12 protein-coding genes are annotated in these 14,980 nt (G+C 44.0%); 9 read left to right on the forward strand and 3 right to left on the reverse strand.

Features of this window, described 5'->3' with window-relative positions:
• Positions 1-40 precede the first annotated feature (40 nt).
• Complete coding sequence (locus tag T426_RS0115760) at positions 41-916, forward strand: creatininase family protein (protein ID WP_025864389.1); 876 nt, start codon at positions 41-43, stop codon at positions 914-916.
• Positions 917-2,128: 1,212 nt separating this feature from the next.
• Here the strand turns inward: T426_RS0115760 and T426_RS0115765 are convergent.
• Entirely contained in the window at positions 2,129-2,758 is a 630-nt protein-coding gene (locus T426_RS0115765; protein WP_211253567.1) for a peroxiredoxin, read from the reverse strand.
• 247 nt (positions 2,759-3,005) lie between these two features.
• On the opposite strand from T426_RS0115765, the gene T426_RS0115770 reads away from it, so the two are divergent.
• A complete protein-coding gene (locus tag T426_RS0115770) occupies positions 3,006-3,428 on the forward strand; it encodes a Fur family transcriptional regulator (protein WP_036984474.1) in 423 nt (140 codons plus the stop codon).
• Between the two features lie 65 nt (positions 3,429-3,493).
• Positions 3,494-3,763, forward strand: a complete 270-nt coding sequence (locus T426_RS0115775; protein ID WP_036984486.1) for a hypothetical protein — start codon at positions 3,494-3,496, stop codon at positions 3,761-3,763.
• A 10-nt stretch (positions 3,764-3,773) separates the two neighbouring features.
• Here the strand turns inward: T426_RS0115775 and T426_RS0115780 are convergent, their stop codons facing one another.
• Positions 3,774-4,634 (reverse strand): hypothetical protein, encoded by an 861-nt coding sequence (locus T426_RS0115780; RefSeq protein ID WP_025864393.1) that lies wholly within the window; start codon positions 4,632-4,634, stop codon positions 3,774-3,776.
• Positions 4,635-4,756: 122 nt separating this feature from the next.
• Between T426_RS0115780 and T426_RS0115785 the strand changes: the two genes are divergently transcribed.
• The 5 genes from T426_RS0115785 to T426_RS0115805 all read left to right on the forward strand — a co-directional run bounded on the left by T426_RS0115785 (position 4,757) and on the right by T426_RS0115805 (position 12,799).
• The gene (locus T426_RS0115785; protein ID WP_027585951.1) at positions 4,757-6,991 is read left to right on the forward strand and encodes an amino acid permease; all 2,235 of its coding nucleotides are present in this window, start codon (positions 4,757-4,759) and stop codon (positions 6,989-6,991) included.
• Positions 6,992-7,100: 109 nt separating this feature from the next.
• Positions 7,101-7,898, forward strand: a complete 798-nt coding sequence (locus T426_RS23960; protein WP_025864394.1) for a glycyl-radical enzyme activating protein — start codon at positions 7,101-7,103, stop codon at positions 7,896-7,898.
• 42 nt (positions 7,899-7,940) lie between these two features.
• Complete coding sequence (gene hypD, locus T426_RS0115795; protein ID WP_027585952.1) at positions 7,941-10,310, forward strand: trans-4-hydroxy-L-proline dehydratase; 2,370 nt, start codon at positions 7,941-7,943, stop codon at positions 10,308-10,310.
• A gap of 117 nt (positions 10,311-10,427) precedes the next feature.
• A complete protein-coding gene (locus tag T426_RS0115800) occupies positions 10,428-11,468 on the forward strand; it encodes a proline racemase family protein (RefSeq protein ID WP_025864395.1) in 1,041 nt (346 codons plus the stop codon).
• Positions 11,469-11,497: 29 nt separating this feature from the next.
• On the forward strand, positions 11,498-12,799 hold the full coding sequence (locus tag T426_RS0115805; protein WP_025864396.1) for a S28 family serine protease: 1,302 nt from the start codon (positions 11,498-11,500) through the stop codon (positions 12,797-12,799).
• A gap of 3 nt (positions 12,800-12,802) precedes the next feature.
• Here the strand turns inward: T426_RS0115805 and T426_RS0115810 are convergent, their stop codons facing one another.
• Positions 12,803-14,167 (reverse strand): alanine/glycine:cation symporter family protein, encoded by a 1,365-nt coding sequence (locus T426_RS0115810; RefSeq protein ID WP_025864397.1) that lies wholly within the window; start codon positions 14,165-14,167, stop codon positions 12,803-12,805.
• Positions 14,168-14,299: 132 nt separating this feature from the next.
• On the opposite strand from T426_RS0115810, the gene T426_RS0115815 reads away from it, so the two are divergent.
• The gene (locus T426_RS0115815; protein WP_051538808.1) at positions 14,300-14,896 is read left to right on the forward strand and encodes a TlpA family protein disulfide reductase; all 597 of its coding nucleotides are present in this window, start codon (positions 14,300-14,302) and stop codon (positions 14,894-14,896) included.
• The last annotated feature ends 84 nt before the right edge of the window (positions 14,897-14,980 follow it).

Here is a 14,980-nt window from a genome sequence, read left to right on the forward strand (position 1 = left end):
GTATTTTTCACTCACTGAAACTAACTAAATAACAAAAACCATGAAAAAGGCTTTTCTTTTGGTGCTTTTCTGCGCCTTGACTTTCCCTTTGTTTGCGCAAGACCTTCCGGTGAAGATGGAAGAAATGACGGCTCCTCAATATGTCAAGGCCGTTGGGCAGTCAGATGCTACCTGTATCATCCCGATAGGTGTAATGGAAAAACACGGCCCGCATCTTCCCTTGGGCACCGATTTGATTGACGTACGTGAAGTGGCTTTACGTGCTGCCGCGAAAGAGTATGCGATTGTTTTTCCTCCTTATTATTTCTCTCAAATTTTTGAGGCACGGCATCAACCGGGAACAGTGGCCTACAGCCAAAAGCTTATCTGGAATATGTTGCAGGAGACCTGTGATGAATTGGGACGAAACGGTATTAAGAAAATCGTTTTGGTTAATGGGCATGGCGGAAACAGTAGTTTTCTTCCATTCTTCTGTCAAAGTCAGTTGGCATCGCAAAAGGATTATGCTGTTGTGTTATTCCAGCCAGACAGAAATACAGAAGTATATAAAGAGATAAACAAGGAACTGGTTCCGGGTGGTTCAGGCCACGCCGGGCAATCGGAAACTTCGGTGATGTTGGCTCACCGCCCTGATCTGGTCCACATGGACAAAGCTACTTCCCAGTCGGGGAAAGACCAGGACCGCATAAAAGGAATTGACCACGATTACGAAGGAATTTGGTGGTACGCTAAGTATCCGAACCACTATTGCGGTGACGGTTCGCTGGCCAAAAAGGAACTTGGAGAAAAGATTCTGAATGCGCAAGTGGAACAATTGATTACCATGTTGAAGCAATTGAAGGCTGACAATAGTATACTCGAAATGCAAAACAAGTTTTACGAGCAGGCAAAACATCCGATAGATACGAAACAATAAAAAAAGAAAAAGGATGTCCGGGCGGACATCCTTTAACCTGCTTAACCTAACCTAATCTAACTAACTAGTCCTATGAAAAAAACTTGCTCCTTGTTTTCATTACAAAGATGCATCGAAATTGTGTTAGCTCGTTTTAAGCGAGGTTAAAGAGTTTTAATAATTTATCTGATTATGTGTGGCTCGCGTTAAAAAGTATAAAATAGTCGGTATTAAGGCTATTTGAGGAGACATCTTCTGATGAATTTTATTATCCGAAAATAAGAAAGGGAGAATCTGACGAATCTCCCTTTTCAGCTTTACCTAACCTAATCAATCATTCCTGTGAAAAAACAACTCTTATCTCGTTTTCAAAGGTGCATCATTATTGTGTTAGCTAATTTTAATCGAAGTTAAGGAAGTTGAAAACGTCAAATTTTATTGTTCTGACTGGTGACAATAAAAAAAGACAGCCTTTCCCGGACTGCCTCTTTTTCCTGTTTTCACTAATCCAATTAATCCTATGAAAAATGTCCCTGTGTTTATGTATCAAAGGTAGTGGTGTGCTGAGTTAACTCGTGGTAAGGGATACTAATAAATTCTAAAACTGAGTTTCTGTCTTCAAGTGGTGTTGGTAAAACAAAAATGAGAAAGGATGCCAAAACTGACATCCTTCCTCTTTACGATTCAATCTAACCAAACCTACATTTATGAAAAAAATTGTTTCTGCTTTTCACTTGTAAAGGTGGCTCCTTTTTGTGTGAACTCGTTTTAAACGAGGTTAAATAAGTTTAATACAGAGTTATCCATGCTATCGTGTGGGAGCTTTCGTTTATAAAAAGAAAAAAGGATGCATGGTGCGTGCATCCTTTTTCTGCTTAACCTAAACTAACCTAATTCTATGAAAAAAACTTGCTCTTGTTACACTACAAAGATGCAGCGATTTTTGGTTAAGCCGAACTAATGGAGGTTAAAGAAGATTAAGGAATTAGCGTGTTTGTGAGCCGCATTGTTAAAAACAGCAACAAAGCATTCTGAAATACAAAATTCTGCTAAAAGCAGAGCGCTGTGAGTATAAAAAAAGCTGTCCCCGCGAAGGGAACAGCTTTCATTGAAAATATGGAGTTCTTGACGTTTGCGTTAAACAACGAGTGTTGTAACTGCAGATTGATGTTGATTTGGTTGATAAAGCTCAAAAGCTGCAATAACGTCTTATATGGTTTTACCCCAATTGTATTAGTGATTTGACAAGTAAGAAGCAACCCCTTCAGCTGATTCTTTCATGGCATCCTGACCTTCGGACCAGTTGGCCGGGCATACTTCGCCATACTCTTCGTAGTGATGTAGAGCATCGACCATGCGCAATGTTTCGTCTACGCTACGACCCAGCGGAAGGTCGTTAATCAGTTCGTGACGTACCACACCGTTTTTGTCAATCAGGAATAATCCGCGATATGCTACCGGCTCACCTTTGAATACAGAGTTGCCTTCTTCATCCAAATCATATTCTCCGGCCAGTACACCATATGCTTCAGAAATGGTTTTTGACAGGTCGGCAACGATAGGATATTTTACACCTTTAATACCACCGTTGTTCTTTTCGGTGTTCAACCAGGCCCAGTGAGAGAATTCTGAGTCGATAGAGCAGGCTACTACTTCAACATCGCGTTTTTTGAACTCATCGATTTTAGCCTGGAAAGCGTGAAGCTCAGTGGGGCAAACGAAGGTAAAATCGAGTGGGTAGAAGAAAAATACTACGTCTTTTTTACCAATGAACTGCTCCAGTGAGAAATTTTCAACAAAGTCATTTCCGTTTACAACAGCCTTTGCATTGAATACTGGTGCTTTTTTTCCTACTAAACTCATAATGTTGTTTTTTTATGTGTATAAATTGTTTTCAAAATTGTAATCATTACAAAAATATGCATAAATTTTGAACTTGAAAGGAGATTTTTATGAATAATATTGATGGGGTAATAGAGATAATTTATATGTAAAAAGCCGCATATTTTCTTGAAAATAAGTTGATGTTTGTTTTCTTTCTGTTGGATAGAAAGATAGGAGTAGGGAGATGTAAATAAAAATATTTAAATTTGTAATTATTCCAGAATTTATGATTGATGACGCAAAAATAAAATCGTTCCTGGGACAAAACGGAATCAGTCCGTTGCCAAAGCGGGTGAAGATTATGCAATATCTTATTGAGAAGCATAACCATCCGACTGTGGATATGATCTATTCCGAGCTATTGCACGAAATCCCCGGATTGTCGAAAACAACCGTTTACAATACCCTGAAATTGTTTACAAGTAAGCGGGTGGCAGTGGCGTTGAATATCGAAGATAATGAAATCAGGTATGATGCGGATACGGCCATTCACGGGCATTTTAAATGTCGTGTTTGCGATGGTTTATTTGATTTTTCCTTAACTCAGGATCAGTTGCCTGACATTCCCATGCAGGGATTTTCTGTTGATGAATACCATTATTATTTGAAAGGAGTTTGTTCATCCTGCCGTGAAAAAGGGTTGGAATAAGAAATCTTTTGGTGCTTGCCAATACGGACTTTGCAGTTAATTTTGTACAGAAACAGGAGGATATCATGGATGAACAATTCAGAAAACTGAGAACTACTTTGCTGGAGCAGGAAGAGTGGCCTTTATTATATTTCTTCAAGTTTATTGTTCCCAACGATTCTGAGAAGATTGAAAAGGTCAAACAGCTTTTCCCCAAACCGGAAGACTTGTCTTTCCGCGCCAGTCGCGATATCCGTTACATTGCCATAAGCAGCAAGGAGGTTATGCCCGATGTGGATTCCATCATCAAGGTATACGAAAAAGCAGCTGAAATCAAAGGTGTGATTGCGCTGTAAGCTCCTCCTCTTATTTGAATTCGCTGAAGAAAAGGTCGAGCGCCGTGTGCATGCCGGCTCCTACACTATCCAGAAAATAACGAAGATTCGGATAAGTCGGCGATAAATGAGCCCGTTGGTTATATAAAAGATTGAATCCTTCCGCAAACTCAGGCCTCATATCGAACGTCTGGTTCATTGTTTCCCAAAGCAGGCGAAATAGGTTTTTTTCTCCATACAATGTTTGATCATCTATCGAAATTACCTTTAACATTTGAGAAAGCAGTTGTCGGTCTTTTGCTTCGATGGCAACGGCCATGCCCATGAAAAAATGCCGGAAAAGGACGGTGAGTTCATTTTTGTCGTTGTATTGTGGAATCGGGACCGGCAAAAAATTTATTTTCTTCAGTATGCTGACTCCTTTTTCTGGCTGGTTATTCAGTCCTTTGAGAAAAGCTTGTAGTCCGGTCGCTGTTATTTGATGAAAGACTTTATCTTTTCCTGCCGGGATATTCTCCATCGCCTTATTCAGCGTTTTCTCACACTTCAGAAAGATATCTGATGGTTTATCAGTTTCTTTTTCGGCGATTAAATGCCACACCAGCATGGAACCCTGCTGGAAAAGTAATTCCCATTTCGTTGAAGGTGGAGCATAACTAACGGTTAATTGGTATTCCCGCGAAGCTTTCAGGTATTGACCAAACATAGCTAAAGCTTCAGCCCGAAGTGATCGTAGATGAACATATTCCGGCTGTTTTCCGCGAAAATCAATGACGCGGTCATCGCTCAGAAAGGACTGAAGAGTCTGGGCATCCTGCCTCGATTTTCCCTGTTTAAACTTTTCACAAAGTTCTTTGTAAACATCTCCCGATTCAATATCTTGCTTATTCATGACTGACCAAATTGGACGTAAAATTAAGATATTCGGCTTAGCCTGAAAAATCTTCTTTTACCACAACTGATTTGTTGACGAAGAGGTCATATTGGTTAAGACAAACTAAATTTTATCCTTGTATGAGCTCAACTCCAAATTCTCAATCGATCAACAGGAAAGGCTTCGGTACGGCTCCTGTTTTCGTTACAGCTATTTGTACTATCCTGGGAGCTATCCTGTTTCTTCGCTTCGGCTATGCAGTGGGAACGGTCGGTTTTTTCGGTGTTATCGGAATTATCATTATCGGACACCTGGTAACGATTCCGACGGCACTCTCCTTGTCAGAGATTGCCACGAACCGGAAAGTCGAAGGAGGAGGAGAATACTTTATTATATCGCGTAGTTTTGGTCTGAATATCGGAGCGACAATCGGGATTGCTCTCTTTTCATCGCAGGCGATTTCTGTTGCTTTTTATGTCATTGCGTTTACCGAGGCTTTCACCCCGTTTTTTGATTGGTGGCAGAATTATTTTGGTTGGGTCCTGCCCAGACAAGCTATTAGTTTGCCTGTTATGGCTATTCTCGGTGTGGCGATTATAAAAAGAGGTGCCAATATCGGGATGAAGCTATTGTATATTGTGGCTGCCATTCTTTTCGTGGCTCTCGGACTCTTCTTTGCCGGACAGACGGAATATTTTTCTACAGGCGTTTATCACCAGGTGCCGATGTCGATTAAGAACATGAGTCAGTTTTATATTGTCTTTGCGATTATTTTTCCCGCGTTTACAGGAATGACTGCTGGAGTGGGCCTTTCGGGAGATTTACGCAGTCCCAAACGGTCGATTCCTATTGGTACACTATCAGCCACTGTACTGGGGATGATCGTGTATATCTTCATTGCCTGGAAATTGTACACCTCGGCAAGCCCTGATTTATTAGTGAATGATCAACTGGTGATGGGCAAAATTGCGTTGGGAGGAGCGTTGGTCGTTCCCATTGGTTTGGCGGCATCGACGTTATCTTCTGCGTTAGGTTCAGTTTTGGTTGCTCCGCGCACACTACAGGCTATTGCACAGGATAATTCGTTCCCTTACGGGAAGATTAACCGGTTTTTATCGAAAAATGATGCCCGGAGTGAGCCGGCAAATGCTTCGATTGTGACTGTTGTTATCGCTTTTGTCTTTGTTTCGTTGGGCAATGTGAATATCGTTGCGCAAATTATTTCGATGTTCTTTATGGTAACGTATGGTTCGCTCAACCTTATTTCGTTTTTGAACCATTTCGGAGCCGATCCATCATACCGTCCCACCTTCCGTTCGCGCTGGTACATTTCTTTGCTGGGATTTTCAATGAGTCTTTGGCTGATGTTTAAAATGAGTTCCGTTTATGCCTTTGTGGCTATTCTGGTCATTTTTGCGTTGTATCAGGCCATTCAACGCTATCAGCGAAAGCGCCGGGGAATGGCTTTCCTTTTCCGGAATGCATTCTTTCAGTTAAACAGAAGACTCCAGGTATTTTTGCAAAAATCAAGGCGTCCGGTACGAACCGAATTGTGGCGTCCATCGGTGATCAGTGTTTCGCGCAGTTCCTTTACTCAGTTGCGGACATTCCAACTGGTTAGCTGGATTTCTTACCGTTTCGGTTTCGGAACATACATTCATCTCGTCGACGGATATTATTCCAAAGAGACAACTGCTGAAGCGCAGAGAAAGCAGGAAGAACTGATTCAGATGACGGAGCAGATTCCCAATCTGGTCTATCTGTATACGATGGTATCGCCTTCCTATACTTCGGCAGTAGCCCAGGTGGTCCAGCTTCCCGGTGTTTCCGGAATGGAGAACAATACCTTTGTGTTTGAATATGATCGGAAAGATCCGGCTCTGCTGAAATTAATTAAAGATAACTTTAATCTGGTCAGGGCAGGAGGTTTTGATATTCTGGTGCTGACGACGAATCACATGCCGCCCAATTACAAGGGGGGAATTCATGTTTGGATACAAACGAGCGATGTGGAAAATGCCAACCTGATGATCTTGCTGAGTTACATTATCACCAGCCATCCTTCGTGGAGCAAGTCGCCCATCAAGATATTTACCATCAGTCCCAAAGAAGAGATCATTGAAGTACGGGATACGCTCGAGAAACTGTTGAAGGAAGGCCGTTTGCCTATTTCACCTTTCAACATTGAGATTATTCCACATGATAAAGATATGGGATTGAGAAAATTGGTAGCCGATCGGTCGCGTGAAGCCGGCTTAACAATGATTGGTTTTGAATCGTCGCAGATTAAGCACGACGACGATTTGTTCCTGGGATACGAAAATACCGGCGATATTCTGTTTGTGAACTCGAGATTTACCAAATCATTGGAGTAATCAGGAGGTTGGAATGAATAAAAAGTATATTCATTCTGAAGAAACTCATGGCTGAATGCGCAAAAAATTGATATCTTGAGAAAAACTAACCACAACCAAACTAAAGACCTTGAAAGGTATTATTTTCGATATCAAGCGCTTTGCTGTGCACGATGGCCCCGGCATACGAACGACCGTATTTTTGCAGGGATGCCCCCTTCGTTGCTGGTGGTGCCATAATCCGGAAAGTCAATCGCTGGTTTGTTCCACCTGGCAAAAGCATGTAGCTGTAAGCGGAAAAATTTTTCAACAATCAAAAGAATCAGGCTACGAAATTGACTCAGATAAACTGTTCATTGAAATTCAACGTGATGAGGTTTTTATGAGCGAATCGGGGGGTGGTGTGACCTTTTCGGGAGGTGAACCATTGTATCAACCCGAGTTCCTTTTCGAAGTGATGAAGCTTTGCCGCGATGCGGGGATCCACACTGTCCTTGACACTGCAGGCGTTGCATCAGAAAAAGTGTTGGGTAATTCCATGCCTTTGACCGATTTGTATTTCTTCGATATCAAGCATCCCGATCCGACGTTGCACATGCACTATACCAATGTTTCGCTCGAGCCTATTCTTCGTAACCTCGACAGGTTGCTAGACGCCGGGAAGAAGGTTCAGATTCGGGTTCCGGTTATTCCCGGAATTAATAATGGGCCTGAACAGATTGAGAAACTGAAGAACTTGCTGATTCCGCGTCTCGAAAGAATTGAAGGAATCGACTTTTTGCCGTTTCATGCGACGGGCGGTCATAAATATCAGGCACTACAAATGGAAAATCGAATGAATGGGATTCCATCCATGAAAAAGGAAGAGTTATCAGATTTGTTAGAGGAATTTGAGGGGCTGGGGGTAAAAGTTTCCATTGGAGGATAAAGCGTGACGAAAATAAATCAACAACAAGAGTTTTAATTTAAGATGAACGAACGAATTAAACGACTTCGGCAGGCATCTCTCGATGCTCCGAATTGCCTTTCGGCAGAACGGGCTTTGCTGGTTACTGAATTTTATAAAAGCGATGCCGCTCACGGAATTTCTGCTCCAGTAATGCGTGCCATGGCTTTTCGTTACATATTGTCCAACAAGTTAATTTGCATCAATCCCGATGAATTGATTGTAGGCGAACGCGGACCGGCACCTAAAGCAACGTCAACCTATCCGGAAATCAATTTGCATTCGATGAAGGATTTGGAGATCCTGCATACACGGGAAAAGGTTTCTTTTTGTGTCGATGAAGAGTTCCGGAAAGTCTATTCAGAAAAAGTGATTCCATTTTGGAGTGGGAAAACCAATCGGGAACGGATTTTTGGCAACATGGCTTCTGAGTGGCTGGCCGCTTACGATGCGGGTATTTTTACCGAATTTCAGGAGCAACGGGCTCCAGGGCATACAGTGGCTGGTGAAAAGATTTTCCGCAAAGGGATGCTCGATATCATCGATGATATTTATCTGGCAGAAAGGGCCCTGGATTTCATGAACGATCCTGCAGCTTATGATAAGCGGGAAGAACTGCGTGCCATGGAGATCGCTGCCCGGGCTTTGATTGATTTTGCCGAACGGTATGCAGTAAAGCTTGACCGAATGGCTCAGATGGAAACAGATCTAATCCGGAAATCTGAATTGCATCAGATGGCTGAGATTTGCCGTCGGGTTCCGGCTCGTGCGCCGCAGACTTTTCACGAAGCTTTGCAGCATTACTGGTTTGTGCATGTGGGAGTGATTACGGAAATGAATCCGTGGGATTCGTTCAATCCCGGCCGCCTCGATCAACATTTGTATCCGTTCTTCCGGAAGGAAATGGATGAAGGTACGCTTACGAAGGAGAAGGCGATTGAATTGTTGCAGTCTTTCTGGGTGAAATTTAATAATCATCCCTCGCCGCCCAAGGTTGGTGTAACGGCACAGGAAAGCAACACCTACACCGATTTTGCCCTGATTAATCTGGGAGGAGTGAAACCCGATGGCTCGGACGCAGTGAACGAACTTTCGTATCTGTTACTCGACGTGATTGAAGAAATGAGGATTCTTCAACCCAGTTCGATGGTGCAGGTCAGTAAAAAGAATCCTGAAGGTTTTTTACGAAGAACCATTAAAATTGTGAAGACCGGTTTTGGCCAGCCTTCGCTTTTTAATACCGATGCCATTGTTCAGGAGCTGGTACGACAGGGGAAATCACTTATTGATGCGCGAAACGGAGGAGCCAGCGGTTGTGTCGAAACAGGAGCATTTGGCACCGAGGCTTATTTTCTGACAGGGTATTTTAACTTGCCAAAGATATTGGAACTGACGCTACACAATGGTCGTGATCCTCGTTCAGGAAGACAATTAGGCTTGCAGACCGGTGAGCCAACTCAGTTTACTTCATACGATGATTTGTTGGATGCATTTCAGCGACAGCTAAACTATTTTATTGATATAAAAATTCGGGGAAACAATACGATTGAACGCATTTTTGCTACACACATGCCTGTTCCTTTTTTGTCTCTTATCATCGATGATTGTGTGGCAAATGGTCTTGACTACGTGGCTGGCGGTGCCCGATACAACACCAGCTACATTCAGGGAGTGGGACTGGGTTCTGTCACCGATTCATTGACGGCACTTAAAGCTCATGTTTTTGAGAAGCAGGATATCGGAATGGAACTGTTATTGGAAGCCATGCGGCATAACTTCGAAGGTTATGAGGAGTTGCGGTATCGTTTGCTTTATGAAACACCGAAGTATGGGAACGATGACGACAATGCCGACAAACAGGCAGTTCAGGTTTTTGAACGTTTTTTTGATGCAGTCGATGGTAAACCGAATACCCGTGGTGGAGTTCACCGCATAAATTTACTGCCGACAACCAGCCATGTTTACTTTGGCAGCGTAATGGGAGCTATGCCCGACGGACGTCAGGCCGGGATGCCACTTTCCGAAGGAATTTCGCCGGTTCAGGGAGCCGATGTTCACGGACCGACGGCTGTGATAAAATCGGTCGCAAAGATAGATCACCTCCGGACTGGCGGAACACTACTGAACCAGAAGTTCTCGCCTGACTTTTTTGCCGATGAAACAGCCATCGGGAAAGTAGCTTCGCTTGTTCGCGGGTATTTTCGTCTCGACGGTCATCACATTCAGTTTAATGTGGTATCGGCAGATACGTTGCGCAAGGCACAGGAAATGCCGGAACACTACCGTGATTTGATTGTGCGTGTGGCCGGATACAGCGATTATTTCAACGATTTGGGAAAAGACTTACAGGATGAAATTATCCGCCGGACCGAACATGCGGAAGTGACCGGTTAAGTTTTTGTTTTCGAAAGAAATTTCATCAGGCATTGTGACAATTTGATTGCAAACTTCACGTTTGCATTGTATCTTTCGACTTCTTGCATGTGATACTGACTATTTATCGTTTACCGGATGAATGAAGGGCTGAGTAACTTGCGGTGGCAGCCGCCTGTGAACTGGTTGCAGGTCAATACCATTGATATGCATACCGGAGGGGAACCTTTACGCATCATTGTCGGCGGGATTCCTGAAATTCCCGGTCAAACCATCCTTGAAAAACGTCGTTATTTTCGAAAGAATTTAGATGATATTCGGAAAGCCCTGATGTGGGAACCCCGTGGTCATGCCGATATGTACGGAGCTGTTTTAACGCCTCCGGTTACACCCGACGGACATTTCGGCGTGTTTTTTATGCACAACGAAGGGTACTCCACGATGTGCGGACATGCCATTATTGCCTTAGTGAAATTTGCACTCGAAACCGGTTTGATTCAGTATCCTGAAGACGGATTGATCCGCATTGATGCACCGCCCGGACGCATTAACGCTTTCGCGGAGATGAAAGGGCGTAAAGTAGTCAGGTCGTCATTTCACAATGTTCCTTCGTTCGTATTGTTACAGGATAAAACGGTAGATGTTCCGGAATTTGGGACCGTTCGTTTCGATGTGGCTTACGGCGGAACATTTTATGCTTTTGTCGATGCTGATGAAATAGGACTTGAGCTGTTACCACGTAATATTACCCGGATAATTGACCTGGGCAGAAAGATTAAAAAAGCGGTAGTCCGAAATTTTGATATTGTCCATCCGTTTGAAGCGGATCTTAGTTTTCTGTATGGAACCATCTTCACAGGGAAACCAAAAGATGAAAACCATCATAGTAGGAATGTCTGCGTTTTTGCCAACGGCGAAGTCGATCGTTCGGCTACCGGTTCAGGTGTAAGTGCCAGAGCAGCCCTGCATGCCTTGAAAGATGGACTGCTGCCGGGTGAAAAGCTGGTCATCGAAAGTCTGATTGACACTACCATGACAGTTGAAATCGCGGATGTTACTTCGTTCGGACCATATTCTGCCGTTGTTCCCAAAGTAGAAGGCGAGGCATTTTTTACCGGTCAGCATCGCTTTTTGATTGATCCGGACGATCCGTTGAGAGAAGGATTTTTAATTAGATAACAGGTTTCTAACCTCCCAATTTGTTTGATATGATTCGTTTACGTTCACTCTTACTTCTTAGTTTACTGCTGATTTTTCAGGCGGTACAGGCTCAGACACAAACGCTTGAACAACGACTGAAGTCGCTTCCCGATGTTATTTCGGTTAAGAAAATGGAGAACAACGAGTTCTTCAAGCAGGCCTTTGTGGTGATGGTCAGGGAGCCACTCGATTATCAGCATCCCGACAGCGGCAGTTTTGCTCAGCGGGTGATCATTTCCCATCTCGATTATGATAAGCCGGTGGTTTTTATTACCGAGGGATACAGTGGTGAATATGCTGCCACACCGAAGTATTTGAATGAATTGAGCCTGTTACTTGATGCTAATCAGATTTTTGTGGAACATCGGTTTTTCGGTAAGTCGGTTCCCGATTCGATTGATACCAAATGGAAATACCTGACGGTGGAAAATTCTACCGCAGATTATCACCACCTGGTTCAGATGTTTAAGAAAATTTATCATGGTAAATGGATTAGTACAGGAATTAGCAAGGGAGGTGAAACCTGTCTTTACCACCGGGCACTATATCCGAAAGATGTTAATATTTCGGTTCCCTATGTGGCGCCATTGAACTTCTCGCCGGAAGAGCGACGCCATGCAGCTTTTATTGAACACATCACGGGCACCAAAGAAGGGCGTGCAAAAGTGGCTGCTTTCCAGCACGAAGTATTGGAGCGTAGAGATCAACTATTCCCGATGTTCCAGACGCTGTGTGATGAGAAAAAGTATACGTTCCGAATTCCGCTGGAAGCGGTATATGATTACTGTGTACTGGAATATTCTTTCTCATTCTGGCAATGGGGGCACGATATTGATGAAATTCCGGCTCCGGATGCACCTGCGCAGGAAATTTTTGACCACTTTGTAGAGATTAGTTCACCGGAGTATTTTAGTATAGAGGGGAGCAGAGGATTTCTGCCTTTCTTTGTGCAAGCCGCACGTCAATTGGGTTATTATGCCTACGATATGACGCCGTTTGCTGATCAGATGACCATCAAAAGCACCAAAGGATATCTCACTCGTATCTGGTTACCGAAAGAGGCTCAATTCCCATATTCACCGGCAATGAGTGAAAAAGTGGATAAGTACCTTCGCTCCGATGCGAAACACGTTTTGCTGATTTATGGTGGCTGGGACCCATGGACAGCTTCAGCAGCTGAGCCGGGTAACAACAAGAGTGTCGTAAAGATCATTAAACCCGAAGGCAGTCACCGGAGCCGTATTAATAACCTACCGGATGATTTGCGGCAAAAAGCCATCGATACGCTGAAACGCTGGCTGAGTGAATAATACTCAGGCTCTTTCTTCCTTTAAGCGGGCAAAGTAGCTTTTCGCTTCTTTCATCACTTTCGGCGAAAGCAGGATCGCTGAAACCATGGTCGGAATGGCCATTAAGGCAAAAGCTCCGTCAATCAGGCTGATGATGACCGTTAGTGTGGAGGTGGCACCGATGAGGATAGATGCCGTGTAGACTACGTGATATAATTTTACCCAGCGTGTGCCGAACAGGTAGGTCACACATTTTCCTCCGTAATACGGGAACGCAAATAAACTCGTTATAGCAAAAATCGAGATACTGACAATCAGAATGTAGGGGCCGTAAACCGGAATACCCTTTTCGAATGCTTGCGCGGTAAGCGTAATACCATTCACATCAGGATGTTGCCACATTCCGGTAACAATAATGGTTAGAGCCGTCAGACTACAAACCACAATGGTATCGATAATCGGGCCCAGCATGGCCACCAGACCTTCCCTGACTGGTTCACTCGTTTTGGCAGCCCCGTGAGCGAGTGGCGCTGTTCCCAGTCCGGCTTCGTTGGAAAAGGCGGCCCGTCGTACACCCGTTATCAGAACGGCTCCCATAGCACCTCCGGCCACGGCTTTCCCTGTAAAGGCATCTGTGATGATAAGTTGCAATCCCGGTAGGATATTTCCCGGATGACTGAACAGAATAAAGAATACCGCGGCCATATAGACAATGACCATGAGCGGGACTAATCTTCCGGCAGCCCGGCCAATTCTTTTTACTCCACCAATAACCACCAGGGCTACAATTGCAGCAATGACCAAACCGGTGATGAGGTTGGTAATAAACCCGGTCTCGACACCGTTGGGAATCAGAATGACATCGCGGATAACCTGTGTTAGCTGGTTGGTTTGAAATAACGGACTAACTCCAATGAGACAAACCACGCTGAAAAATACAGCCAGCGGTTTCCAGTTTTTTCCTAAACCTTCCGTGATGAAATACATGGGACCTCCCTGAACCTGTCCCTGATCATCCTGGCCACGGTACATTACCGCGAGCGTATTCGTAAAAAACTTGGTCGAAACTCCAATTAACGCGGAAACCCACATCCAGAAAATGGCACCTGGCCCGCCGGTGACTATGGCTACTGCAACACCGCTTACATTTCCCATGCCAATGGTAGAGGCAAGCGCTGTTGATAACGCCTGGTAATGGTTGAGCTGGCCCGGTTCATCGGGATTGTCGTAGCGGCCCGTTAAAATGAGAACCGCATGACGCAGGTAACGAAAAGGAATAAAACGGGAATAGATAAGAAACCAGCTTCCGCCACCAAGTAACAGGATAAGCAGGGGAGTACCCCAGGCGATATTGCTGAATTTGATAATGAATTGTTCGAGACTTTCCAATGAGGCTGGTTGATTTGGTTTAGATTCAAAGATAGGAATTTCAGGAAATGACCAAAATTTAAGACCGTATCGCTGCGGGTTTTGTGAAGGAAGTCACTTTCCCGGATACGGATTTTTCGTTATTTTACCCACATGAAGAAGTACCTGAAAAGACAGTGGGAGCAGTTTAAGAAGCAATCGCTCCTGGGCAAAATATTCGATATCGTTATCCTGGTGATTTTAATTGGGTTGGCATTTCCACCTACCCGGAAACCGGTGGCTTCGTTGCTAATTCGTACCACGTTGATGGCTCCGGGGAAGGATGATAACAGCATCCAGCTGACTAACGAGGATTACCAGTTTGAACTCTTCGATTTGAACGGTGGCAACCACAGCTTTGCAGAATTCAAAGGCAAGCCGGTGTTTTTCAACCAGTGGGCAACCTGGTGTCCTCCGTGCGTTGCCGAACTGCCAACTATCCAGAAATTATATGATGATTATGGTAGTAAGGTATCCTTTGTGATTGCCACCCGGGAAGCACCAGCTAAGGTTAAACAGTTTATAAAAGACAACGGTTATACCTTTCCGGTTTATATCGTTCACAGCCGTGTTCCGCAGATTTTTCAGTCACAGAGTATTCCTGCTTCGTATATCATATCGCCGGATGATAGATTGGTATTGAGAAAGAAGGGGGCCGCAGATTGGAATAGTTCAAGGGTGCGTAAAATGTTTGACAATATGATTCATTAGACATGTTTTGAATTGATTGATATTTCAATGCCATAACAAAAACAGGCTGCCCCGGAATTTCCGGAAGGCAGCCTGTTTTTATTT

The organism is Prolixibacter bellariivorans ATCC BAA-1284, assembly GCF_000621705.1.
In the GTDB taxonomy this organism is placed as follows: domain Bacteria; phylum Bacteroidota; class Bacteroidia; order Bacteroidales; family Prolixibacteraceae; genus Prolixibacter; species Prolixibacter bellariivorans.

What these genes read in the sequence shown, in the direction of transcription:
- T426_RS0115760 (WP_025864389.1), top strand. Translation starts at nt 41, where the DNA reads ATGAAAAAGGCTTTTCTTTTGGTGCTTTTCTGCGCCTTGACTTTCCCT.
- T426_RS0115765 (WP_211253567.1), bottom strand. Translation starts at nt 2,758, where the DNA reads ATGAGTTTAGTAGGAAAAAAAGCACCAGTATTCAATGCAAAGGCTGTT.
- T426_RS0115770 (WP_036984474.1), top strand. Translation starts at nt 3,006, where the DNA reads ATGATTGATGACGCAAAAATAAAATCGTTCCTGGGACAAAACGGAATC.
- T426_RS0115775 (WP_036984486.1), top strand. Translation starts at nt 3,494, where the DNA reads ATGGATGAACAATTCAGAAAACTGAGAACTACTTTGCTGGAGCAGGAA.
- T426_RS0115780 (WP_025864393.1), bottom strand. Translation starts at nt 4,634, where the DNA reads ATGAATAAGCAAGATATTGAATCGGGAGATGTTTACAAAGAACTTTGT.
- T426_RS0115785 (WP_027585951.1), top strand. Translation starts at nt 4,757, where the DNA reads ATGAGCTCAACTCCAAATTCTCAATCGATCAACAGGAAAGGCTTCGGT.
- hypD (WP_027585952.1), top strand. Translation starts at nt 7,941, where the DNA reads ATGAACGAACGAATTAAACGACTTCGGCAGGCATCTCTCGATGCTCCG.
- T426_RS0115800 (WP_025864395.1), top strand. Translation starts at nt 10,428, where the DNA reads ATGAATGAAGGGCTGAGTAACTTGCGGTGGCAGCCGCCTGTGAACTGG.
- T426_RS0115805 (WP_025864396.1), top strand. Translation starts at nt 11,498, where the DNA reads ATGATTCGTTTACGTTCACTCTTACTTCTTAGTTTACTGCTGATTTTT.
- T426_RS0115815 (WP_051538808.1), top strand. Translation starts at nt 14,300, where the DNA reads ATGAAGAAGTACCTGAAAAGACAGTGGGAGCAGTTTAAGAAGCAATCG.